Genomic DNA, 21775 nt, shown 5'->3' with positions numbered 1-21775 from the left:
CGCACCCCGCCTCGCGAGGTGCGGCCCGGAACCCGGGTCGTCTCCGTGACGACGCACCGGCCCTCGCTCGTCGAGGGCCGGTCATCCCGGTGGTCCCCCTTCCGCCTCCGGGCGGGAGGGGGTTTCCTCTGCCCTTGCCCAGCCGCCGACCGACGAACGGAACCCCGTGGTGCACCCCGCCTCAGCTCCGACTCCCCCGATGCTCCTCGGACGCCTCCCGACCCATGCCGGAGCAGCGCCGGTCGAGGTGCGCCTGCCACGCTCACGGTTCCCCGTCGCGATCAGCTTCGAGTCGTCGGACACGTGGTCGATCGCCGAGCGCTTCGGCGAGCAACTCGTCAGCCACGGGCGGCTCGCCTACCGGGCCGGAGCGTTCGTCGTCCGTACCGCGGCCGGCACGACCCGCTACGGCCCCTCGTGGCAGGCCGCCGTCACGGCCCACCTCCTCCGCCGCGGCTGACGACGACCGGTCCGGTCATCTTCGGTCTCGACGACCCGGCTGGGGGGACGGCGTCGCCACGACGAGTTCGGTGACCTCGACGATCGCGTCGTGGTGCTTCCGGTGGAAATGCACGAGCTGTCGAGCGTCATCAGTCACTCGACCAGCCTGCCCGAGCCACGCGCACCCGGGTCAACCCAGCGTCAGCTGCCCGTCGGCCTCGAGCCACTCGAGGCCCTCGACGACGGCCTGCACCGAGGTGTACCGCGGAGCGTAGCCGAGCAGTCGGCGGGCCTTCTCGATGCTCATCGAGTGGCTGCGCGAGGCGTGTTGCCATGACGCGTCGCCGTGCTCGTCGGACGTCTGGTCTCGGAACTCGGCCCACGAGACGAACCGCAGCCGCGCCTCCTGACCGTGGTGCCGCGCGATCGCCTCGGCGAGCCCGCGCAGCGTGATCGCCCGCTCGCTGACGACGTGGAACGCCTCGCCGACCACCTGCGAGTGCCGCTCGGCCGCGAGATGGAAGGCCTGTGCGACGTCGTCAGCGTGCACGTGGTGGACGGTCTCGAGTCCGAGGCCCGGCATGGCGATCTCGCGCCCGGCGGCCAGGGCCTCCCAGACGGAGAGGTCGAGGTTGCCCACCGCATTGATCATCGGCCAGCCCGGACCCGTGATGTGCCCGGGGTGCAGCACGATGCTCTGCACTCCGCCCGGGCGCCGCGACTCGCGGAGCAGCAGCTCTTCGATCGCGGCCTTCTGCGTGCCGTACTCGCCGAACGGGGTGCGCTCGGCCTCTTCGGTGATCGGCACCTCGCGCGACGGGCCGTGCACCCACACCGTGCCGCAGTGCACCAGCACGGTGCCCGTGCCCTGCAGGGCGTCGACCATCTGACGTGCCGACCCGACCGTGAAGCAGATCATGTCGATCACGACGTCGGCCCCGAGCCCGGCGATCGCGCCCGCGAACGTGCCGTCGGCGTCGCCCGCCTCGCGGTCGAGCAGGAGGCGCGTCACGCGTGACCACGCCGCGTGCGGCCGGTACGGCTCGGAGGCCCCGCGGCTGACGGCGACCACCTCGTGGCCGGCCTCGACGAGTCGCGGGACGAGGAAACCGCCCACGTGGCCGGTGGACCCGATGACGACGATCTTCACGACGCGACCCCCGACACGATCGAGAGGGCCCGGAGCGGAGGGCGGGGGCGAGGAGTGGCGGCGCTGCGCACGGCATCGGAGGACATGGCCCGACGCTACCCGGCGCCCCTGACATCGGTGTACCCCGCATGGGGGTCATGCAGCGTCCCCTCAAGTGCCCACTGCGCCGTGGCCCCGGATTCTTCAGACTTCCCATGAGGAGCACGGCGGCTCGTCGGATCACCGGGCACGGCCCGCGACGAGCCACCCGCTCCGCGCGTCCCATCCGGCACGCGCGACCCGACGAGGAGAACCATGACCTTCACCGACCCCCGCACCCGCGGCATCCGCCGCCGCGTGACGACCGCCTGCCTCGCGGCGTCCCTGACCCTGGGACTCGTCGCCGTGGGCTCCGGAGCCGCGGTCGCCGCGCCTCCCACGTCCGCACCCGGTGCCCCCGCGGCCCCGGGCAAGCCCGGCCCCGCCCCGACCCTGCCGGTCGTCGAGGGCCCGGTGATGAACTACGTCGTCAACGCGACGAAGGCGAACCCGGGCGCGACCCAGCAGGTCGAGCGGGCGGTCGCCGCGGCCGGCGGCAGCGTCATCGCCGCGTACGCCGAGCTCGGCGTGGTCGTCGCGCAGTCGAGCAACACGAACTTCGCCGCGTCGGTGCGCGGCGACAAGGCCGTGACGTCGGCCGGTGCCACCCGCACGGCCGCGGTCGCCGAGACCGACCCGACGTTCGGCGTCGGCACGACCACCCCGGGCCCGGGGAAGCCGGTCAAGCCGGGCAAGCCCGGTGGCCCCGGACACCCCGGCAAGCCGAAGGCCGCGACCTCGCCCGAGCAGCGACTCGAAGAGGCCACGACCGTCGTCGCCGACCCCCTCGAGGCCCAGCAGTGGGACCTCACGGCCATCGGGGCCGACCGGGCGCACCAGGTCACCGACGGCAGCCGCGACGTGCTCGTCGCCGTGCTCGACTCGGGCATCGAGGGCGACCACCCCGACCTGCAGCCGAACATCGACGTGGCCGCCTCGGCGAGCTGCCTGACCGGGACGCCCGATGCGAGCTACGACGCCTGGCAGCCCACGACGAGCGACCACGGCACCCACGTGGCCGGCACGATCGCGGCGGCCCGCAACGGCGTCGGCATCGTGGGCGTCGCCCCGGGCGTGACGATGTCGGCCGTCAAGGTCGTCAGCGACGACGGCTTCATCTACCCCGAGGCCGCGATCTGCGGCTTCATGCAGGCCGCCGCGACCGGTGCCGACATCACGAACAACAGCTACTACGTCGACCCGTGGCAGTTCTGGTGCGGCTCGGACGTCGACCAGGCGGCCGTGTTGACCGCCGTCGACCGCGCGGTGCAGTTCACGCAGAAAAAGGGCATCGTCAACGTGGCGGCGGCCGGCAACTCGTCGATCGACCTCGCGAACAAGACGGTCGACACCGCCAGCCCCAACGACACCACCCCGGTCTCCCGGCCGATCGACTCCCGGTGCCTCGACATCCCGACCGAGCTCGACGGCGTGGTCACCGTGTCGTCGACCACCTCGGCGGGGACGAAGTCGAGCTTCTCGAACTACGGCGACGGCGTCGTCGACGTCGCGGCCCCCGGTTCGGCGATCCTGTCGACCGTGACCGGAGGCGGCTACGGCACCAAGTCGGGCACGTCGATGGCCTCGCCCCACGTCGCGGGCGTGCTGGCCCTGCTGAAGTCGACCCACCCGCGTCTGAAGGGTGCGGCCCTGACCGGACTGCTCGAGCAGCAGGCGACCGACACCCCCTGCCCGTCCGCCACCACGACGTGCACGGGCACGCCGGCGGACAACGGGTGGTTCGGCGAGGGGATCGTCGACGCCCTGGCGGCCGTCACGAAGTAGCGGTCGTCGCCCCGACGGGGCGCCCGCCCGGCCCGAGCGGCCCGGCGGGCGCCCCGTCCTCGCGCGGACGGGGCGCTCGTTCGCCCCTAGGCTGAGCGAGTCCCAATCGGAGGTTCGATGCACACCTGGCCCGGCAACCCCTACCCCCTCGGCGCGACCTACGACGGCAGCGGCACCAACTTCGCGATCTTCAGCGAAGCCGCCAGCAAGGTCGAGTTGTGTCTGTTCGACGACGACGGCACCGAGACGAGGGTCGAGTTCACCGAGGTCGACGCCTACGTCTGGCACGCCTACCTGCCCACGGTGCAGCCCGGCCAACGCTACGGCTACCGAGTGCACGGCGAGTACGACCCCGCGAACGGCTCGCGTGCCAACCCGAACAAGCTGCTCCTCGACCCGTACGCCAAGGCCACCTGCGGCGAGATCGACTGGGACGAGGCGCTGTTCGCCTACACGTTCGGCGACCCCGACTCGCGCAACGACAAAGACTCCGGCCCGCACATGATGCTGGGCGTCGTCATCAACCCGTTCTTCGACTGGCAGGGCGACCGCGCCCCCAAGTACAGCTACGACGAGACCGTCATCTACGAGGCGCACGTCAAGGGCCTGACCGAGACGCACCCCGACATCCCCGAGGAAGAACGCGGCACCTACGCCGGCGTCGCGAACCCGGCGATCATCGACCACCTGAAGAAGCTCGGCATCACCACGCTCGAGCTGATGCCCGTGCACCAGTTCGTGCAGGACAACACGCTGCTCGAGAAGGGCCTCAGCAACTACTGGGGCTACAACACCATCGGGTTCTTCGCCCCACACGCCGCCTACTCGGCCACCGGCGACATCGGCCAGCAGGTGCAGGAGTTCAAGACGATGGTGAGGGTGTTGCACGACGCCGGCATCGAGGTCATCATCGACGTCGTCTACAACCACACGGCCGAGGGCAACCACCTGGGTCCGACGCTGTCGTTCAAGGGCATCGACAACGCCGCGTACTACCGGCTGATGGACGGCGACCAACAGCACTACATGGACTACACGGGCACCGGCAACAGCCTGAACGTCCGTCACCCGCACTCGCTGCAGCTCATCATGGACAGCCTGCGCTACTGGGTCACCGAGATGCACGTCGACGGCTTCCGGTTCGACCTCGCGGCGTCGCTCGCCCGGGAGTTCTACGAGGTCGACCGCCTCTCGACCTTCTTCGAGCTCGTGCAGCAGGACCCCATCGTCTCGCAGGTCAAGCTGATCGCCGAGCCCTGGGACGTCGGCCCCGGCGGCTACCAGGTGGGCAACTTCCCGCCCCAGTGGACCGAGTGGAACGGCAAGTACCGCGACACCGTCCGCGACTTCTGGCGCGGTGAGCCCTCGACGCTCGGCGAGTTCGCCAGCCGGATCACCGGGTCGGCCGACCTGTACGAACGCGACGGACGCCGCCCGGTCGCGAGCATCAACTTCGTCACCGCGCACGACGGCTTCACGATGCGCGACCTCGTCAGCTACAACGACAAGCGCAACGACGCCAACGGCGAGGACGGCAACGACGGGGAGAGCCACAACCGTTCGTGGAACTCGGGCGTCGAGGGCGAGACCGAGGACGGCGAGATCCGCGCCCTGCGCGAGCAGCGACAGCGCAGCTTCCTGGCGACGCTGCTGCTCAGCCAGGGCGTGCCCATGCTGCTGCACGGCGACGAGCTCGGCCGCACCCAGGGCGGCAACAACAACACGTACGCACAGGACAACCAGATCAGCTGGATCGACTGGCCGAACGCCGACCGCGAGCTGATCGAGTTCGTCGCCGAGGTCATCAAGCTGCGCCACGACCACCCGACCTTCCGCCGACAGCGTTACTTCAACGGCCGTCCCGTCACCCGCGGCGAGGGCGAACCCCTGCCCGACATCGTCTGGTTGACGACCGAGGGCGACGCCATGCAGGAGGGCGAGTGGAACGAGTCCTACGCCAAGGCGATCGGCATGTTCCTCAACGGCAACGGCATCCGTGGCCGTGACGCCCGCGGCGGTCGCATCACCGACGTCAACTTCGTCCTGTACTTCAACGCCAGCGCCGAGACGGTCACCTTCGTCCTCCCGCCCGACGAGTACGCCCAGGGCTGGGAAGTCGTCGTCGACAGCACCGTGACGGCGCCCCCGCCCCCGGCGAGCGCCGCTCCCCGCACCCCGACGGCCACCCGCGCCGCCACCACCACCCAACCGCCCTCGACCCCGCAGGCCCCCGCGGCCCTGCGGGCCGGCGACCGACTCCCCGTGGCGGGTCGCTCGCTCGTCGTCCTGCGTGCCACGGCCGAGGAAGAACTGTGACCCGACACGAACCGACCATGCACCCGCGCTCGACGTACCGCCTGCAGGTGCGCGCCTCCTTCGACCTCGACGCGGCCGCCGACCTGGTGCCGTACCTGCGGGACCTCGGTGCCGACTGGGTCTACCTGTCGCCGATCCTCGCCGCCGAGCCGGGCAGCGACCACGGCTACGACGTCGTCGACCACAGCCAGGTCGACCCCGAGCGCGGCGGTGCCGAGGGTCTCGACGAGCTCTCGACGCGCGCGCACGCCGAGGGCCTCGGCGTGCTGGTCGACATCGTGCCGAACCACGTCGGCGTGGCGACCCCCAAGGCGAGCGTCTGGTGGTGGGACCTCCTGACCCACGGCCGCGCGTCCCGCTACGCCGACGCGTTCGACGTCGACTGGGCCGCGGGCGATGACAAGGTGCTGTTGCCCGTGCTCGGCGAGCCCGCCTCGGCGGACGGCGCGATCGAGGGCCTCACGGTCGAGGGCGACGAGCTGCACTACTACGACAACGTCTACCCGATCGCCCCGGGCACGAGCTCGCCCGGCGACGACGCCACCACCGTGCACTCGCGTCAGCACTACGAGCTGGTGCACTGGAAGAAAGCCGACACCGACCTCAACTACCGTCGCTTCTTCGCGGTCAACACCCTCGCGGGCATCCGCGTCGAAGACCCGGGGGTCTTCGCCGAGTCGCACGCCGAGATCGGCCGCTGGTTCTCGGAGGGTCTCGTCGACGGCCTGCGGGTCGACCACCCGGACGGCCTCGCCGATCCCAAGGGCTACCTCGACCTGCTCGCCGCCCTGACCGGCGACGCGCACGTGCTCGTCGAGAAGATCCTCGAGGGGGACGAGCGCCTGCCCGAGGACTGGGCGACGGCCGGCACGACGGGTTACGACGCCCTGGCCGACCTCGACCGCCTCTTCGTCGACCCGAGCGGAGCACCCGCCCTCGACGCCCTCGACGCGCGCCTGCGCCGGGCCCGCGGGGTCGACGCCGACGAGCAGGCCGCCGGGGCCGACGAGACGACCGGTGACGCGCCCGTCGACTGGCACGAGATGATCCTCGGCACGAAGCGCGGCATCGCCGACGGCATCCTGGGCAGCGAGATCAACCGTCTCGCCCGCCTGATCGCCGAGGGCGGCGCCGTCGACCCGTCCGTGGTGGACGCGCTGGCCGAGCTGGCCGCGGCCTTCCCCGTGTACCGCAGCTACCTGCCGCAGGGCGCCGAGTGGCTGACCGAGGCCGCCGAGGTCGCCACGAGCCACCGTCCCGACCTCGCCGACGCCATCGCGCGCGTCGTCGCCGTGCTGCGCGACGAGTCGCACCCCGCCTCGGTGCGCTTCCAGCAGACGAGCGGCATGGTCATGGCCAAGGGCGTGGAGGACACCGCCTTCTACCGCTACAGCCGCCTGGCGACGCTGACCGAGGTGGGTGCCGACCCGAGCGAGTTCTCGCTGACGCCCGACGAGTTCCACGCGCGTCAGCAGGTGCGTCTGGCCGAGCGTCCGTTCGGCATGACGACGCTGTCCACGCACGACACGAAGCGCAGTGCCGACGTGCGCGCCCGCGTCTCGGTGCTGGCCGAGGTCGCCACCGAGTGGGCGGCGACCCTCGAGCGCCTGCGCGAGCTCGCCCCGGTCGGCGACGGACCGTTCGAGAACATCCTCTGGCAGACGATCGTCGGCTCCTGGCCCGCGTCGCGCGAGCGCCTGCACGCCTACGCCGAGAAGGCCTCCCGCGAGGCGAGCACGTCGACCACGTGGACCGACCGCACCGACGAGGCCGAGGCCTTCGAGGGGCGGATGCACGCCGCGGTCGACGCCGCCTTCGACGACGACGAGGTGCGTCACGAGGTCGAGCGCATCGTCGACGTCCTCCGCGCACCCGGCTACAGCAACTCGCTGGGCGTGGCGCTGATGCAGCTCACCGGCCCCGGCAGTCCCGACGTGTACCAGGGCGGCGAGCTGTGGGACTTCTCGCTCGTCGACCCCGACAACCGACGCGAGGTCGACTTCGGGCTGCGCCGGCGCCTCCTGGACGACATCCGCGGCGGGGCGACGCCGGCGATCGACGACACCGGTGCCGCCAAGCTCGTCGTGACGCACCACGCCCTGACGCTGCGCCGTGACCGACCCGACCTGTTCACGCGCTACGCCGCGTTGCCCGTCTTCGGTGAGCAGGCCGCGTCGGCCGTCGCCGTCGACCGCGGCGGGGCGCTCGCGATCGCGACCCGCCTGCCCGTCGCACTCGAGCAGGCCGGCGGCTGGGACGACACCGTGGTCCTGACCGCAGGAGGCGCGTACCGCGACGTGCTCACCGGCCGTCGGCACGAGGGCGGTCGCCTCCGCCTGGCCGACGTGCTCGACACGTACCCCGTCGCCCTGCTGATCCCCGCAGAGGACTGACCCCGTCGGGTCGCGCCGCGTCGCGCCCGACTACCGTCGCCCCCGGGCGACACGTCACGACATGCCGCTCACCTCTGGTGGTGAGCGGCATGTCGTGCCTTCTCGACCTCCCCTCCCCCGACCCTTCCGAACCCGAGGAGACCGATGAGCGTCTACGACGTCTGGGCCCCGAAAGCGACCACCGTGCACCTGCACCTCGACGGCGATCTGCTGCCGCTGACGGCCGAGGCCGACACCGGCTGGTGGCGCGCCCCCGCCGACCTCGACCGGGGCCCGGGCCACCGCTACGGCTTCGTGCTCGACGGCGGCGACTCCCCCGAGGGTGGGACGCCGCTGCCCGACCCGCGGTCGCGTCGCCAACCCGACGGCGTGCACGGCCTGAGCGAGACCTACGACCCTGGTGCCTTCTCCTGGACGGACGACGCGTGGACCGGCCGTCAGCTGGCCGGCTCGGTCGTCTACGAGCTGCACGTCGGCACCTTCACGCCCGGGGGCACGCTCGACTCGGCGATCGAGAAGCTGCCGTACCTCGTCGACCTCGGCGTCGACCTGGTGGAGCTGCTGCCGGTCAACGGCGTCAACGGCCGCTGGAACTGGGGCTACGACGGCGTCGACTGGTTCACGGTGACCGACAACTACGGCGGCCCCGAGGCGTACCAGCGCTTCGTCGACGCCGCGCATGCGGCCGGCCTCGGCGTCGTGCAGGACGTCGTCTACAACCACCTCGGCCCCTCGGGCAACTACCTGCCGCTGTTCGGGCCGTACCTGTCGAGCAAGCACGCCAACACCTGGGGCGACAACGTCAACCTCGACGACGACGGAGCCCATGAGGTGCGCGAGTTCATCCTCGACAACACGGCGATGTGGCTCGACGACTACCACGTCGACGGTCTGCGCCTCGACGCCGTGCACGCCCTCAAGGACGACAGCGAGGTCCACCTGCTGCAGGAGCTCGCCGAGCGGACCGCCGCCCTCAGCAGCCATCTGCGCCGACCGCTCTCGCTGATCGCCGAGAGCGACCTGAACGACCCGCGCCTGGTCACCCCGCGCGACGGCGGTGGCTTCGGCCCCGACCACCGCCAGGGTTACGGCCTCGACGCCCAGTGGAGCGACGACTTCCACCACGCGGTGCACGTCGCGCTGACCGGCGAGACGACGGGTTACTACGCCGACTTCGAGCCGCTCGGCGCCCTCGCGAAGGTGCTGACCAAGGGCTTCTTCCACGACGGCACCTGGTCGTCGTTCCGCGAGGCGACGCACGGGCACCCGGTCGACACCGAGCACATGCCGACCTGGCGCCTCGTCGTGGCCAACCAGAACCACGACCAGATCGGCAACCGGGCGATCGGCGACCGCCTGGCGGCGACCCTCGACGACGGGCAGCTGATCATCGCCGCGACGCTGACCCTGGCCGGCCCCTACACGCCGATGCTCTTCATGGGCGAGGAGTGGGGCGCCTCGACCCCGTGGCAGTTCTTCACCTCGCACCCCGAACACGACCTCGGCGAGGCGACGGCGAAGGGCCGCATCGAGGAGTTCGCGAAGATGGGCTGGGACGAGTCGTCCGTGCCCGACCCGCAGGAGCCCTCGACCTTCGAGAACAGCAAGCTCGACTGGTCCGAACTCGAGACCGGCCGCCACGCGGTGCTGCTCGACGCGTACCGCCGCCTCGGCGCCCTGCGCCGCAGCGAGCCCGCGCTCACCGACCCCCGCTTCGGCGAGACCGGCGTCGAGTACGACGGCGACGCCCGCTGGCTCGTGCTGACCCGCGGCGATCTGAAGATCGCGGTCAACTTCGCCGACCAGGAGGCACGGGTCGCGGTGAGCGCCGAGACCGTCCTGTTCGCCAGCGACGGGTCGATCGTCCCGGGTGCGAGCCTGCTGCTCCCGGCGCACTCGGTCGCGATCGTCCGCTGACCCCGGCGCGGACCAGGCGGTCACGAACGACGGGCGCCCGGGGCTGACCACCCCGGGCGCCCGCGTGTCGCGTCGCGGCTAGCGCGTCGACACGCCGCCGCGCACGGGTCCGACCCGGTGCGAGGTGGCGCGGACGCTCGGCAGCCGACGGTGTCGCACGACCAGCTCGACGACGGCGCGGGACCGTCGCCGCAGACCCCACAGGGTCACCTTGGTCAGCGACTCCCGGACGATCGAACCACTCATCTTCGAGGCACCGTGGATTCGCTCGGTGAACGTGATCGGAGTCTCGACGACCCGCAGGCCCGCCTGGAGCGCGCGCCACAGCAGGTCGACCTGGAAGCAGTAGCCGCGCGACTCGACCCGGTCGAGGTCGATCCGGCGCAGCGCCGACGAGCGGAACACCCGGAACCCTCCGGTCGTGTCGGCCACCCGGATGCCCAGGGCACCCCGGGTGTACCAGCTGCCGCCGCGGCTGAGCAGCTCGCGACGCAGCGGCCAGTTCTCGACGGCGCCGCCGGGCACCCAGCGCGAACCGAGCACGAGGTCGTTCTCGCGCAGCAGCTCGAGCATGCCGGGCAGGTACTCGGGGTGGTGCGAACCGTCGGCGTCCATCTCGACGAGGGCGTCGTACCCGCGCTCGAGCCCCCAGGCGAAGCCGGCGAGGTAGGCGGCACCGAGGCCGGCCTTCTCGGTGCGGTGCATCACGTGCACGCGGGGGTCGCGGTCGGCGTAGGCGTCGGCCAGCTCGCCGGTGCCGTCGGGTGAGCCGTCGTCGACGACGAGCACGTCGACCGAGGCACCGGAGGCGAGGGTGCGCCCCACGATCCAGTCGAGGTTCTCGCGCTCGTTGAAGGTCGGGATGATGACGAGGGCGTCGTTCATGGTGGGTCCTTTCCCGTCGGGTGGGAGTCGGAGGTGTCGGGTGTCGGGTGTCGGGTGTCGGGTGTCGGGTGTCGGGTGTCGGGTGTCGGGTGCCCGGGGCTCAGGAGGCGCGGCGCCGGCCGACCGGGTGGCCTCCGGTCACGAGGTCACGAGGTCACGAGGTCGGCGAACACGATCAGGTTGTCCACGTAGTGACCGGTGGACCGGTCGAACGTGCCGTCGCAGGTGATGAGCCGAAGGCCGGGGGTCGGACTGGCCCCGTAGACGTCGCTCGTCGGGAACGTCGCCTTCGGGGTGCGCTCGCTGCCCGTGACGCGGAAGGTCTCGACCGAGCCGGTCGAGAGCGTCACCTGCACCTCGTCGCCGGGCACGAGCTTCGCGAGGTCGACGAACACCGCGGGGGCGTCACCCGAGTCGACGTGTCCGGCGATCACGGCCGGGCCGACCGCGCCGGGCACGACGCCGTCCTGGTACCACCCGGCCGACAGCCACTCCTTCGGCGGGTCGAGCTCGCCCTGGGCGCCGAGGCCGAGGTCTTCGAGGCCGGAGTCGACCCCGATCGAGGGGATCTGCAGGCGGACCGGCGTCGCGTCGGCCGGGGGCGGGGTGTACGACGGGGCCGCCGGGTCCTGGAAGGCGCCGGCCGCTCCGCTCGCCGCATCCGGCGTCGCATCGGTGGTGGCGGAGGCCGTGGCGACGGAGCCGGGTGCGTCCACGTCGGACCGGGCGGCGACGGCGGCCACCGTCACGCCGCCGGCCACGAGCACGACGGCGGCGGCCGCGGCGAGGACCGCCGCGCGGTGACCGGCGACGAAGGTCGAGAGGCTCATCCGGCCACCGCCAGCGGGGAGCAGGCGCCGAGGCTCGTGCCCTCGAGCTGCAGGGCGGCGAGAGCCGCCCAGGCGCTGCCGTAGTAGGTCGGAGTCGACTGGGACAGCGAGTCGGCGGTCCGCAGGTCGGCCGTCGCCCGGTCGTGCTGGCCGTCGCTGGCCTCGGCGGCCGCGCGGGCGGCGTAGGCGAGCGGGCTCTGGTCCGAACCGACCGACTGCCCGCCGAGGTCGAGCTGCATGGGCAGCTCGTCGTAGCGCTGCAGCACGGAGGCCATCGACGCCGAGAGCGCCACGTCCTCGGGCTGGCACGACTCGGCGTAGCGCAGGGCGAGCCGACCGGCGTCGTAGCTGTACTGCACGGTGCCCGACGACCCGTCGGCGCTCGGCAGCGGGACCGTCGTGCCGTCCTGCCGCACCTGGGCCCAGTCGCTCGGGAGGGCCGTCGAGGCGAGGATGTTCGTGGTCACGGCTCGCGAGCCGGTCTCGAGCTCGGCCCATCGGGGGTCGCCGCTGGCCTCGCCGAGCTGCGCGAAGGTGGCGGGCGACGCGTACGAGGGGTTGTACGACCACGGGCCGGAGCCCATCGCCCACGGTCCGGGCAAGAGGATGCGGCCGACGTCGGTCGAGACCGTCATCTCGTCGAGCACGTCGGTGCCGAGGTCGACGCCCGCGGTGGTGAGGTCGGGTCGGTCGAAGGTCGAACCGGCGAGCACCAGGGCCCGGGCGGCGTCCACGTCGGCGTCGCTGGCGGGCATGTCGTCGACGACCGCGCCGTCCTTCCACTGCCAGGCGAGCAGGCCGTCCGGTCGGACGAGTTCGTCCTCCGTCCAGCGCCAGATGGCGTCGAACCGCTTCTCGTCGCCCACGGCGACCGCGACGAGCAGCCCGTAGGCCTGCCCCTCGCTGACGGTGTCGTCGCCCTGGTCGCGCCGGACGACGCGGCCGTCGTCGTCGACGTAGTCCGCGAGGAAGTCCTCGCCGATCTCGGTGGCCGTCCGGGGCTGGGGGGTCGCGGTGCCCGCGCCGGGGGTGCCGGTCGCGCCCGCACCGCCGCCTGCCTGGTCCGTCGACGGGCCGCCGGCCCCTCCGACGACGAGGGAGGCGATGCCGGCGGTGATGGCGAGGGCCACCACGACGGCCGCTGCGAGCAGCGCCTTCGTCTTCTTCGTCATGTCGTCCTCTTCTCCTGCCCGGCGGTGCCGGGCGTCGGTCGTGCGGTGGGGCGGGGAGCCGGGGAGGCGCGGTGCGGTGTGTCGCTCACCGCGCCTCCTCGTCCTGCCGGGCCGTGCTCGCCGTGCCGGGTCGTCAGACCCCGAACCAGCCGAGCACGGTGGCCCAGAGGCCCTTGGTCTCGCTCTTCTGCGGGTGCTCGGCGAGGTAGCCGCCACCGGTCTGGACGCCACCGACGGGCGCCTGCGCCGTGGCCGCGCTGTCGACGACCGGGACGACGGTCAGACCGCCGGTCGAGTTGTCGAGCACGAACAGCGTGTTGATGCTGCCCGCCGCGAGGTCGACGTCGCTCGTGCCGGTCACCTTCTTGCCGGTCAGGTCGAGGGTCCAGGGGCCGGCCGCGACCTGCGCGTAGCCGCTGGCGCTGCCGAAGGGCGCGTCCTCGGCGATGGTGGTGCCCGTGCTCGTCGCGACCGTCACGGTCTTGCTGACGTTCGCGGCCTGCACGAGGCGGACCTTGGCCTGGCCGTCGGCCGGGGCCGTCAGGTCGTCCGTGAAGACCTGGGTCTTGAGGTCGTCGTTCGGGCCGTAGGCGACGGCGGTGATCGGCTGGCCGCTGTCGACCGTGATGTTCGACGTGATGACCGGCTTGGCACTGGTGGGTGCGTCCGCGGCCGTCATCGAGACCACGTAGGTGCCCGCGGCCAGCGCCTGGTAGGGGCTGACCTGGCCGTAGGTGACGTCGTCGAGGTCCATGACGACCTGCCCGCCCTTGAGCGAGGTCAGCGTGACGTCGACGGCCTTCGTGTCGGGCGAGAGGTGGCCGACGCGGACCCAGCCGTCCCCGTCGGCGGCGTGCGCGGGCGACGTGCCCACGAGGGCGCCGGCGAGGGCGACCCCGGTGGCGGCGGTGAGGGCGAGCACCGTCGCGAGACGGCGGCGTCGGGACGGGACGCCGGTGACGGCGGCGGGTGCGGTGGTGGTGCGTGAGAGGGAAGCCACGATGGCTGGTCCTTTCCGGTCGGGTGTCCCACCCGGGACGGGTGGGACGCGGTGAGGAGGTGCCGGCGCCCGCGGGAGGACGGACGCCGGCGTGGCGATCAGTTCGCGAGGACGCCCGTCGGTGCGACGGCCGAGAAGGTGACGCGCAGTCCGTCGCCCGAGGGGACGACCGACTCGGGGACGTAGACGCTGCCCAGGCCCTCGAGCGTCGTCCGCACCTCGTCGACCGACTGGCCGCCCTGCGGGGTGACGTCGAACTGCCGGAACAGGGCGTCCTGTTCGCCGGGAAGGGCCTCGGGATCGGCGACCGAGATCGGACCCAGGGCGGCGAGTTGGCCGAGCACGATGATGGCGCGCGGGTCGACGCGGCCGTCCGAGAGCGCGGTCGACAGCGTCGACGAGATCTGCAGGTTCGGGTTCTGGGCCAGCTCGGCACCGGCCTGCGCGCGGGCCGACGCGGCGTCGTCCGCCTCGGTCTGCGCCTGTGCGGCGCCCTGGCTGTCGATCTGCCGGACGTTGACCTGCTGGTCGCCGTCGCCGAACGAGGCGATGACGGTCGAGTTCGCGAGGGCCTCGCGGATCTCGGGTGAGGTGGGGCCCGAGGTGCGGACCGACTCGGTCTCGAACAGGTAGTCCGAGTCGCGCCAACCGTTCGGTGACTGCGCCTGGACGGCACCGTCGGTGTCGATCTTGTAGAACCAGATCACGTTGTCGCGGGCGAAGCCGGCCTTGACCAGGTCGACCCACACGGCGTCGTCCACCAGCAGGCGGCTGTCCTTCGGCACGTTGGTCTCGACCCAGCTCTCGGCGTTGCGCATGGGCGCGTCGAGGTCGCTGTCCAGGAAGCCACGCAGTTGCACGGCCCAGAGCGGGACGATCGCCACGACGGCCGCGAGGGTCAGGGCGAGCCAGGCGACCGAGCCGGTGCGGGACGCCGCGGTCGAGAGCGCGCCGGCCCGGCGGGCACGGAACGCCCGGACCGCGTGGTCGGTGACGGCCGCGACGAGCAGCGCCGCGAACGGCAGCAGCATGATCACGTAGGGCACCGGCAGGTAGCCGCCGGGGCGGAACATGAAGGCGATCAGGAACACCATCATCACGCCGAGCGGACGCAGCTTCTTGACGAAGACCGCGACGACCGAGGCCAGCGTGCCGAGCACGATGAGCACCTGGTCGAGCTGCCACCACTGCGACACGGTCGCGAAGAACAGGCTGCCGGTGTCGAACACCGAACCGCTGGCCTCACGGGTCGCGAGCTGGAACTGGATGCCCTCGAGCAGGCTCACCCGGCCGGCGCCGGGCAGCAGTTCGCCCTTGACGGCGGCGAGCGCGACGTAGCCGAGGCCGACGAGCACGAGCAGGCTGCCCGCGATCGACAACGTGTAGCGACGGGTCGACTTGTCGGCGCCGCGCCACATCATCCAGGCCAGGAACGGCAGCGCCAGCAGGTAGGTCTCCTTCGAGAGCACCGCGATGCCGAACGACAGGGACGCCGCGGCGAAGCCGGCGAGCTGGTACCGCTTGCTCAGGGCGAAGACGAACGCGGCGAGCAGCCACGGGGTGGCGACGTTGTCGAGGTAGACCGTGCGGTGGAACTGCAGGGCCAGCGGCGAGACGGCGAACACGAGGCCCGCCACGGCGGCCGCGGGACGGCTGAGGCCGAGCTTGCGGCCGAGCAGCCAGACGAGGGCGACCGAGACGACCGTGAAGAACAGCATGGCTTCCCGCGCGGCGAGCACGGCGACGTCGTAGCGCGAGAAGGCACCGGTCACGGCCGTGTAGGCCGAGATCTGCAGCCAGCCGACGGGCGGGTGGTCGTACCAGTAGGTGTAGTGGGTGATCTCGCCGAGGTTCTGGATCGCCCAGGCCTGGGCAGCGTAGGTGCCCTCGTCGTCGATGCGCTGCGGTGAGCCGTCCATGTTGAACGCCATGACGACGGCGGCGATCGCGAGGACGGGCAGCAGCCAGGCGAGGCTCGCGCCGTGCCGACGCAACCACGAGGCGGGCTCGGAGCGCCGCGGGTCCTTGGTGGGGACCACGGGGGTGCCCGGGCCGTTCGACACGGTGGTGTCGGCGGCGCGGGGGCGGTTCAGCGTGCTGGTCATCGGTCACCTCCGGTCATGGCCAGGGCGGGCTCCGGCTGGGAGGCGCGGGGCGCCTCCTGCGGTTCGGTCGCGACCTCGTCGCGGTGGGCTCCGGTGTGCTCGGTCTTCTCCCACGCGTTGAGGCCCTTCAGCTGGCGGAAGACCGCCCGGACCGCGGCCAGCGCGAGGAAGATCTGGTAGGGCAGCAGTCCCCAGACGAGACGGAAGTAGTCCCGGGCGCGGACCTTCTGCCCGTAGACGCGGCCGAACTCGCGCAGGCCGGTGAACTCGACGGCCAGCAGCACGAGCGTCGGTGCCAGGGGCACGAACGAGACGAGCGCGATGGCGGTCGGCACCTTGGTGGTCAGGATCAGGATGATCGAGACCGGGATCAGCAGACCGGTGGCGGCCTGGATGAACGGCATGGTCAGCAGATAGCGAGCCATCAGGCGCTGGCGCAGACGGGGCAGCTTCTTCCACTCGCCCTTGCCGTAGACCTGCATGAAACCCTGGTTCCAGCGGGTGCGCTGCTTGAGCAGCGAGACGAAGGTGCCGGGGGTCTCCTCACGGGTGACGACCTCGGGGCTGTAGGCCACGACGACCTTGGCACCGGCGCTCGAGAGGCGGACCCCGAGCTCGCAGTCCTCGGCGAGGCACTCGGCGTCCCAGCCCTCGGACCAGTCGAGCCAGTCCTTGCGCACGAAGACGGTGTTGCCGCCGAGCGGGATGAACTTCTCCTTGGCGTGGAAGTGCAGGCGCGACCGGAACCAGAAGTAGTACTCGAGCACGTTGCGGAGGCTCCACCAGCTGCTCTGGAAGTTCATCAGCTGGACGCCGCCCTGCACCACGTCGGCGTCGGTCTCGGTGAACCGCGAGTCGACGAGCGTCAGGAGGCGAGGGTGCACCTCGTCCTCGGCGTCGAACACGCCGACGATCTCGCCGCGCGACGACTGCAGCGCCAGGTTCAACGCCTTGGGCTTGTTCTTCGGCACGCTCGAGTCGACGACCACGCGGATCAGCTCGGGGTGACGGGCCGCGGCCTCGCGGGCGACCCGCTCGGTGCCGGGGTCGTCGTGGCCCACGATGGCGATGATCTCGAAGTCGGGGTGGTCCTGCTGGGCGAGACGGTCGAGGGTCTGGCCCATGACCTCCTCCTCGTGCCGGCCGGGCACGAGCAGCGTGAACGAGTGGGCGGCCTGGAGCGGGTTCTCGCTGAACTGGCTGTCGTCGAGGTTGTCCTTCGACCGCCAGGCGTGCAGCATCCACCAGAGGGTCGACACGGCGACCGCGGTCAGCAGGATGGTCACGACGATCAGGGACGAGTAGCCGATCCACTCGAGCGGCGACCAGTCGGGCAACTGGAAGCCGATCATCGACTCGGTGGCACCGGTCGAGCCACGGTTCGGGACGAACTGCGACGGGTCGGCGGGGGCTTGCGGGGTGAGCAGCGGGGCGGGTTCGCCCGCTGCGAGACGTGATGTCGGGATCTGGGTCGGGTCAGTCGACACAGGATCACTCTCCAGTCAGTGGGTCGGGTGCAGATGGGGCTGCGCGGTGTTCTGTCGGGTGGGGTCGTCGGTCGGCCCGGGGCCGATGACGGTGGCGAGCGCGGCCGACGCGTCGGGGGTGTCGACCGTGGTGGGGACCGCGGACGAGCCGCGGAAGACGACGTGGCGATAGGCCACGTACCGGAAGGCCGTCCCGAGCACGAGGCCGACGCCGTTGGCCGCGACGTTGTCGGCGAGCTGACTCGTGAAGCCCAGCAGGTAGTGCGACACGAACAGGCAGGCCGAGGCGATGAGCAGGCCGCCCACGTTGACGAGGCCGAAGGTGACGGCCTCGCGGACGACGGCCTGGTTGCGGCCCTGCCGGAAGGTCAGGTAACGGTTGCCGAGCCAGGCGACGGCCGTCGCGACGATCACCGAGATGACCTTGGCGCCGATGGGCTTGTCGTCGAGCAGGGTGGCGCGCAGCAGGTTGTACACGCCGACGTCGACGACGAAGGCGATCCCGCCCACGGCGCCGAACGTCGCGAGCTCCTTCACCCGGGCGACGAGGCGCAGGGGTGGCGTCGGGTTCGTCGTGGCGGCACGGTCGGGACGTGCCCCCTGGACGGGGGACTCTGGTTCGGGCATGACACCGGTTCGGGGGACGTCGCCGGATCGGTTTGGTCGGGGTACGCAGATCTGGGCCAACTGCCAGACAGGCGACATCTGCCGTTCATCCGGTGGCGGGTTCGTCGACCCCGACGGGTCGTCCGGCGCGGATCGGGTCGCTCGACGCGGACGGACCCTCGATCCTCGACCGCACGGTCGCGAGCTCCGCCCCGACCGCCGCCGCGACGGCGACGAGGGTGACCAGCCGGTCGGGCACCGAACCGACGACGACCAGGAGGCGCTCCCGACCCGTCGCCCGGCGCCCCTGTTCCGCGGCCGCCTCCGTCGCGCCCCCGACGTCCAGGAGCTGCGAGAGCAGCCAGGGCAGCACCGGCACCGCCGCGAGTGCGATCACGAGGCCGGGCGCGCCGACGAGGACCGTCGACACGAGCGCCGCGGCCGTCACGATGGTGACGCCGGCGTCCAGCAGTGGCTCGGTGAGCACACCGAGGGCACGGCGCCGTGCCCCCGGCCGGAGCCGACGCCAGTCCCCGTGGCCGAGCACCTGCAGGCACCCCCGGACCCAGGACGACCGGGCGCGGGCCAGGTCGCGCAGCCCGCCCGGCGAACGCTCGACGGTGGTCGTCTCGGGCGAGGTCGCGATGACGACGCGAGCCCCGGCCACCGTCATGCGGACCCCGAGGTCCAGGCCCGCCTCGGCACAGCTCGCATCCCAGCCGCCCGACCAGGCGAGCCACGAGTGACGGACGAAGAGCGTGCCGTCCGACAGCGGCACGAAGCCGGCCCGGCCGTGGGAGCGGACCACCGACCGGGACCACCACCACCGGTCGAGGGCCGTTCGGGGCGCCCACCAGGGAGCCGCCTCGAGTGCCGGCCGACTCGCGTGCTGGACGGCGTCGGCGTCCGTGCGGGTCAGGACCGAGTCGACGAGGGCGAAGAGCCGCGGGTGGGGACGGTCGCCCGCCGCGAAGATCCCGACCACGCCGTCGCCGACCTCGGCGAGCGCGTCGTCGAGCGACGCGGCGACCGCGGACGGACGCCCGGCGGAGGACCCGGCTCGGACGACCCGGACGCGACCGGGGTGACGCCGCGCGGCGGAGGTCGCGACGTCGAGCGTCAGGGTGTCGACCGGGTCCACGGCGACGAGGACGCGCACGTCGGGGTGCTGCTGCCTCGCCAGCAGGTCGAGGGTGACGGCCAGGCCGGCCGGACCACGCGCCGGCACCAGCGCGGTGAAGACGTGAGCCGGGGGCAGCACCGGGCCGTCGAGGTCGCGGTGGCCCAGCTCCTCCTGCTCGCGGACCAGGTGGAGCCTGTGCACGATGCGACGGATCGAGACCAGCAGGACCAGGGCGACGAGCACGGCGAGGAGCAGGAAGCCGGCCCACTGCAGGCTCGACCAGTCGGCCCACGGCAGGGCGGCCGCGGCGTTCTCCACCGGGCCGGTGGGCAGGCCGTCACGGTTCGGCGCGAACGGCGTGGGCGTCGCGGGCAGCGTCGGGGTGAGGACGGGGCCGGGCGCCGCGAGGGGCGGTGCGGAGGTCACGGTGGTGCTCCAGTCGGGTCGGGTCAGCAGGAGCCTCGGACGCCCGCCCCGGGTGGGACCGCGGTGTCCGACGGATCGTGTCCCCCAGGTGGGGGACACGATCTGATGAATCGTCACTGTACGCCTTCCGAGTCGGCCGCACACCCCTTCGCCCCGTCCGTCGCGACGCGTAGCGTGGGGTCATGGAATTCAGACACCTCGGCGACAGCGGACTCAAGATCTCGGAGATCACCTACGGCAACTGGCTGACGCACGCGTCCCAGGTCGAGAACGACGTGGCGACGCAGTGCGTCCGCGCGGCCCTCGATGCCGGCATCTCGACCTTCGACACCGCGGACGCCTACGCGAACACCGCGGCCGAACAGGTCCTCGGCGACGCCCTCAAGGGCGAGCGTCGCGAGAGCCTCGAGATCTTCACGAAGGTCTACTGGCCCACCGGCCCCCGCGGGCACAACGACGTCGGCCTCAGCCGCAAGCACGTGCTCGAGTCGATCGACGGGTCGCTCCGCCGCCTCGGCACGGACTACGTCGACCTCTACCAGGCCCACCGCTACGACCACGAGACCCCGCTCGAAGAGACCATGCAGGCCTTCGCCGACGTGGTCCGGGCCGGCAAGGCGCTCTACATCGGCGTCAGCGAGTGGACCGCCGAGCAGATCCGCGCGGGCCACGAGCTCGCCGTGAAGCACGGCGTGCAGCTGATCTCGAACCAGCCGCAGTACTCGATGCTCTGGCGCGTCATCGAGTCCGACGTCGTGCCGGCGAGCAAGCAGCACGGCCTCGGCCAGATCGTCTGGTCGCCCGTCGCCCAGGGCGTCCTGACCGGCAAGTACAAGCCGGGCGCCGAGCTGCCCGCGGGCAGCCGCGCGACGGACGACAAGGGAGGCGCGGACACGATCAAGCGCTTCCTCACCGACGAGGTGCTCACCGGTGTCGCGAAGCTCGAGCCGATCGCCGCCGACCTCGGCCTCTCGATGGCCCAGCTGGCCATCGCGTGGGTGCTGCAGAACGACAACGTGGCGTCCGCGATCATCGGGGCGTCGCGCCCCGAGCAGGTCGCCGACAACGTCAAGGCGGCGGGTGTGGTGCTTCCCGCCGACGTCATGGCCCGCATCGACGAGGCGCTCGGCGACCTCGCCGAGAAGGACCCCGCCAAGACGGTCTCGCCCGAGCGTCGCCCGGCCTGACCCGCCCGACCCGAGGCCGGCCCGACCCGGGCCGGCCCGTCGGTCACCCCCTCGACATCTTCCGGACACCCCGGGAATGTTGTCCGGCTGGATGCGCTTGCATATACTCGTACCAGCTTCGATGACACGTCATCGACCTCGACCTCGACCTCGACCTCACAGATTCAGGAGAACACCATGACCATCACCGCAGAGAAGATCCCCGCCGGCACCTGGAACCTCGACCCCACGCACAGCGAGGTCTCGTTCAGCGTCCGCCACCTGGCCATCAGCAAGGTCAAGGGCTCGTTCGAGTCCTTCGACGCCTCGCTCGTCACGGCCGAGGACCACACCGCCTCGAAGGTCACCGCCTCGATCGACGTGGCCTCGGTCAACACCAACCAGAAGGACCGCGACGGTCACCTGCAGACCGGCGACTTCTTCCTCGCCGAAGAGCACCCCAAGATGACCTTCGTGTCGACCAGCATCGAGGAGAAGGGCGACGACGCATTCCTCGTGCACGGCGATCTCACCCTCCGCGGCGTCACCAAGCCCGTCACCCTGAAGAGCGAGTTCGGCGGCCTCGTCGTCGACGGCTACGGCCAGACCAAGCTCGGCTTCTCGGCGACCACCAAGATCGACCGCACCGAGTTCGGCGTCACCTGGAACGCCGCCCTCGAGGCCGGCGGCTTCACGCTCGGCAACGACGTCACCGTCACGCTCGAGATCCAGTTCACGCTCGCCGCGTAGGCAGCAGCACATCGAAGGGCCCGCTCTCGCACGGCGAGGGCGGGCCCTTCCGCGTCACCGGGCGAGCACCCGGCGCAGCACCGCGCGCTCCCCCAGCGTCCAGGCCGCGCTCGTCACGAGGTAGAGAGCGGCGGCGAGCGGCGCG

Annotated in this window: 16 protein-coding genes; 7 read left to right on the top strand and 9 right to left on the bottom strand. The window is 71.9% G+C overall.

The window, feature by feature from the left end:
• Nucleotides 1–199 precede the first annotated feature (199 nt).
• The gene (locus ASE87_RS14215; RefSeq protein ID WP_043594205.1) at nucleotides 200–460 is read left to right on the top strand and encodes a hypothetical protein; all 261 of its coding nucleotides are present in this window, start codon (nucleotides 200–202) and stop codon (nucleotides 458–460) included.
• Between the two features lie 171 nt (nucleotides 461–631).
• Here the strand turns inward: ASE87_RS14215 and ASE87_RS14210 are convergent, their stop codons facing one another.
• Nucleotides 632–1591, bottom strand: coding sequence for an NAD(P)-dependent oxidoreductase (locus ASE87_RS14210; RefSeq protein ID WP_056229381.1), 960 nt, complete (start codon nucleotides 1589–1591; stop codon nucleotides 632–634).
• A 294-nt stretch (nucleotides 1592–1885) separates the two neighbouring features.
• On the opposite strand from ASE87_RS14210, the gene ASE87_RS14205 reads away from it, so the two are divergent.
• From ASE87_RS14205 to treZ, 4 genes are all read left to right on the top strand, one after another.
• Nucleotides 1886–3454: a S8 family serine peptidase gene (locus tag ASE87_RS14205; protein WP_056229377.1), complete on the top strand. Its 1569-nt coding sequence runs from the start codon at nucleotides 1886–1888 to the stop codon at nucleotides 3452–3454.
• Between the two features lie 117 nt (nucleotides 3455–3571).
• Entirely contained in the window at nucleotides 3572–5770 is a 2199-nt protein-coding gene (gene glgX, locus ASE87_RS14200) for a glycogen debranching protein GlgX (protein WP_082452641.1), read from the top strand.
• 17 nt (nucleotides 5771–5787) lie between these two features.
• Nucleotides 5788–8163, top strand: a complete 2376-nt coding sequence (gene treY, locus ASE87_RS14195) for a malto-oligosyltrehalose synthase (RefSeq protein WP_056229754.1) — start codon at nucleotides 5788–5790, stop codon at nucleotides 8161–8163.
• A 144-nt stretch (nucleotides 8164–8307) separates the two neighbouring features.
• Nucleotides 8308–10080 carry a malto-oligosyltrehalose trehalohydrolase gene (gene treZ, locus ASE87_RS14190; RefSeq protein WP_056229375.1) on the top strand — a complete coding sequence of 591 codons (1773 nt, stop codon included), beginning with the start codon at nucleotides 8308–8310 and terminating at the stop codon, nucleotides 10078–10080.
• 78 nt (nucleotides 10081–10158) lie between these two features.
• Here treZ and ASE87_RS14185 read toward each other — a convergent pair whose 3' ends face one another.
• The 8 genes from ASE87_RS14185 to ASE87_RS14150 form a co-directional block, all read right to left on the bottom strand.
• Nucleotides 10159–10965 (bottom strand): polyprenol monophosphomannose synthase, encoded by an 807-nt coding sequence (locus ASE87_RS14185; protein WP_056229372.1) that lies wholly within the window; start codon nucleotides 10963–10965, stop codon nucleotides 10159–10161.
• A gap of 146 nt (nucleotides 10966–11111) precedes the next feature.
• The gene (locus tag ASE87_RS14180; protein ID WP_082452640.1) at nucleotides 11112–11795 is read right to left on the bottom strand and encodes a class F sortase; all 684 of its coding nucleotides are present in this window, start codon (nucleotides 11793–11795) and stop codon (nucleotides 11112–11114) included.
• On the bottom strand, nucleotides 11792–12967 hold the full coding sequence (locus ASE87_RS14175) for a glycosyl hydrolase family 8 (RefSeq protein WP_043594195.1): 1176 nt from the start codon (nucleotides 12965–12967) through the stop codon (nucleotides 11792–11794). Before ASE87_RS14175 ends, ASE87_RS14180 begins: the two co-directional genes overlap by 4 nt.
• A gap of 133 nt (nucleotides 12968–13100) precedes the next feature.
• Nucleotides 13101–13967, bottom strand: coding sequence for a DUF4397 domain-containing protein (locus ASE87_RS16195; protein WP_056229370.1), 867 nt, complete (start codon nucleotides 13965–13967; stop codon nucleotides 13101–13103).
• 98 nt (nucleotides 13968–14065) lie between these two features.
• Entirely contained in the window at nucleotides 14066–16072 is a 2007-nt protein-coding gene (locus tag ASE87_RS16190) for a glycosyltransferase family 39 protein (RefSeq protein WP_056229367.1), read from the bottom strand.
• A complete protein-coding gene (locus tag ASE87_RS14160; protein WP_235472319.1) occupies nucleotides 16069–17559 on the bottom strand; it encodes a glycosyltransferase in 1491 nt (496 codons plus the stop codon). Before ASE87_RS14160 ends, ASE87_RS16190 begins: the two co-directional genes overlap by 4 nt.
• A 15-nt stretch (nucleotides 17560–17574) precedes the next feature.
• A complete protein-coding gene (locus tag ASE87_RS14155; RefSeq protein ID WP_082452639.1) occupies nucleotides 17575–18186 on the bottom strand; it encodes a GtrA family protein in 612 nt (203 codons plus the stop codon).
• 85 nt (nucleotides 18187–18271) lie between these two features.
• Nucleotides 18272–19714 (bottom strand): glycosyltransferase, encoded by a 1443-nt coding sequence (locus tag ASE87_RS14150; protein ID WP_056229363.1) that lies wholly within the window; start codon nucleotides 19712–19714, stop codon nucleotides 18272–18274.
• 182 nt (nucleotides 19715–19896) lie between these two features.
• Between ASE87_RS14150 and ASE87_RS14145 the strand changes: the two genes are divergently transcribed.
• Both ASE87_RS14145 and ASE87_RS14140 read left to right on the top strand, forming a co-directional pair.
• Nucleotides 19897–20901, top strand: coding sequence for an aldo/keto reductase family protein (locus ASE87_RS14145; protein WP_043594192.1), 1005 nt, complete (start codon nucleotides 19897–19899; stop codon nucleotides 20899–20901).
• A gap of 177 nt (nucleotides 20902–21078) precedes the next feature.
• Complete coding sequence (locus ASE87_RS14140) at nucleotides 21079–21630, top strand: YceI family protein (RefSeq protein ID WP_054144994.1); 552 nt, start codon at nucleotides 21079–21081, stop codon at nucleotides 21628–21630.
• Nucleotides 21631–21775: the final 145 nt, after the last annotated feature.

The sequence above is a fragment of the Frigoribacterium sp. Leaf44 genome, assembly GCF_001421865.1.
GTDB lineage: Bacteria > Actinomycetota > Actinomycetes > Actinomycetales > Microbacteriaceae > Frigoribacterium.
Note: the sequence above shows the minus strand (reverse complement) of the source record. Positions and strands in the feature narration are given on the sequence as shown.

Excerpts from the sequence above, each read along its gene's own strand:
- ASE87_RS14215 (WP_043594205.1), top strand. The coding sequence starts at position 200 with ATGCTCCTCGGACGCCTCCCGACCCATGCCGGAGCAGCGCCGGTCGAG.
- ASE87_RS14205 (WP_056229377.1), top strand. The coding sequence starts at position 1,886 with ATGACCTTCACCGACCCCCGCACCCGCGGCATCCGCCGCCGCGTGACG.
- glgX (WP_082452641.1), top strand. The coding sequence starts at position 3,572 with ATGCACACCTGGCCCGGCAACCCCTACCCCCTCGGCGCGACCTACGAC.
- treY (WP_056229754.1), top strand. The coding sequence starts at position 5,788 with ATGCACCCGCGCTCGACGTACCGCCTGCAGGTGCGCGCCTCCTTCGAC.
- treZ (WP_056229375.1), top strand. The coding sequence starts at position 8,308 with ATGAGCGTCTACGACGTCTGGGCCCCGAAAGCGACCACCGTGCACCTG.
- ASE87_RS14185 (WP_056229372.1), bottom strand. The coding sequence starts at position 10,965 with ATGAACGACGCCCTCGTCATCATCCCGACCTTCAACGAGCGCGAGAAC.
- ASE87_RS14180 (WP_082452640.1), bottom strand. The coding sequence starts at position 11,795 with ATGAGCCTCTCGACCTTCGTCGCCGGTCACCGCGCGGCGGTCCTCGCC.
- ASE87_RS14175 (WP_043594195.1), bottom strand. The coding sequence starts at position 12,967 with ATGACGAAGAAGACGAAGGCGCTGCTCGCAGCGGCCGTCGTGGTGGCC.
- ASE87_RS16190 (WP_056229367.1), bottom strand. The coding sequence starts at position 16,072 with ATGACCAGCACGCTGAACCGCCCCCGCGCCGCCGACACCACCGTGTCG.
- ASE87_RS14155 (WP_082452639.1), bottom strand. The coding sequence starts at position 18,186 with ATGCCCGAACCAGAGTCCCCCGTCCAGGGGGCACGTCCCGACCGTGCC.
- ASE87_RS14145 (WP_043594192.1), top strand. The coding sequence starts at position 19,897 with ATGGAATTCAGACACCTCGGCGACAGCGGACTCAAGATCTCGGAGATC.
- ASE87_RS14140 (WP_054144994.1), top strand. The coding sequence starts at position 21,079 with ATGACCATCACCGCAGAGAAGATCCCCGCCGGCACCTGGAACCTCGAC.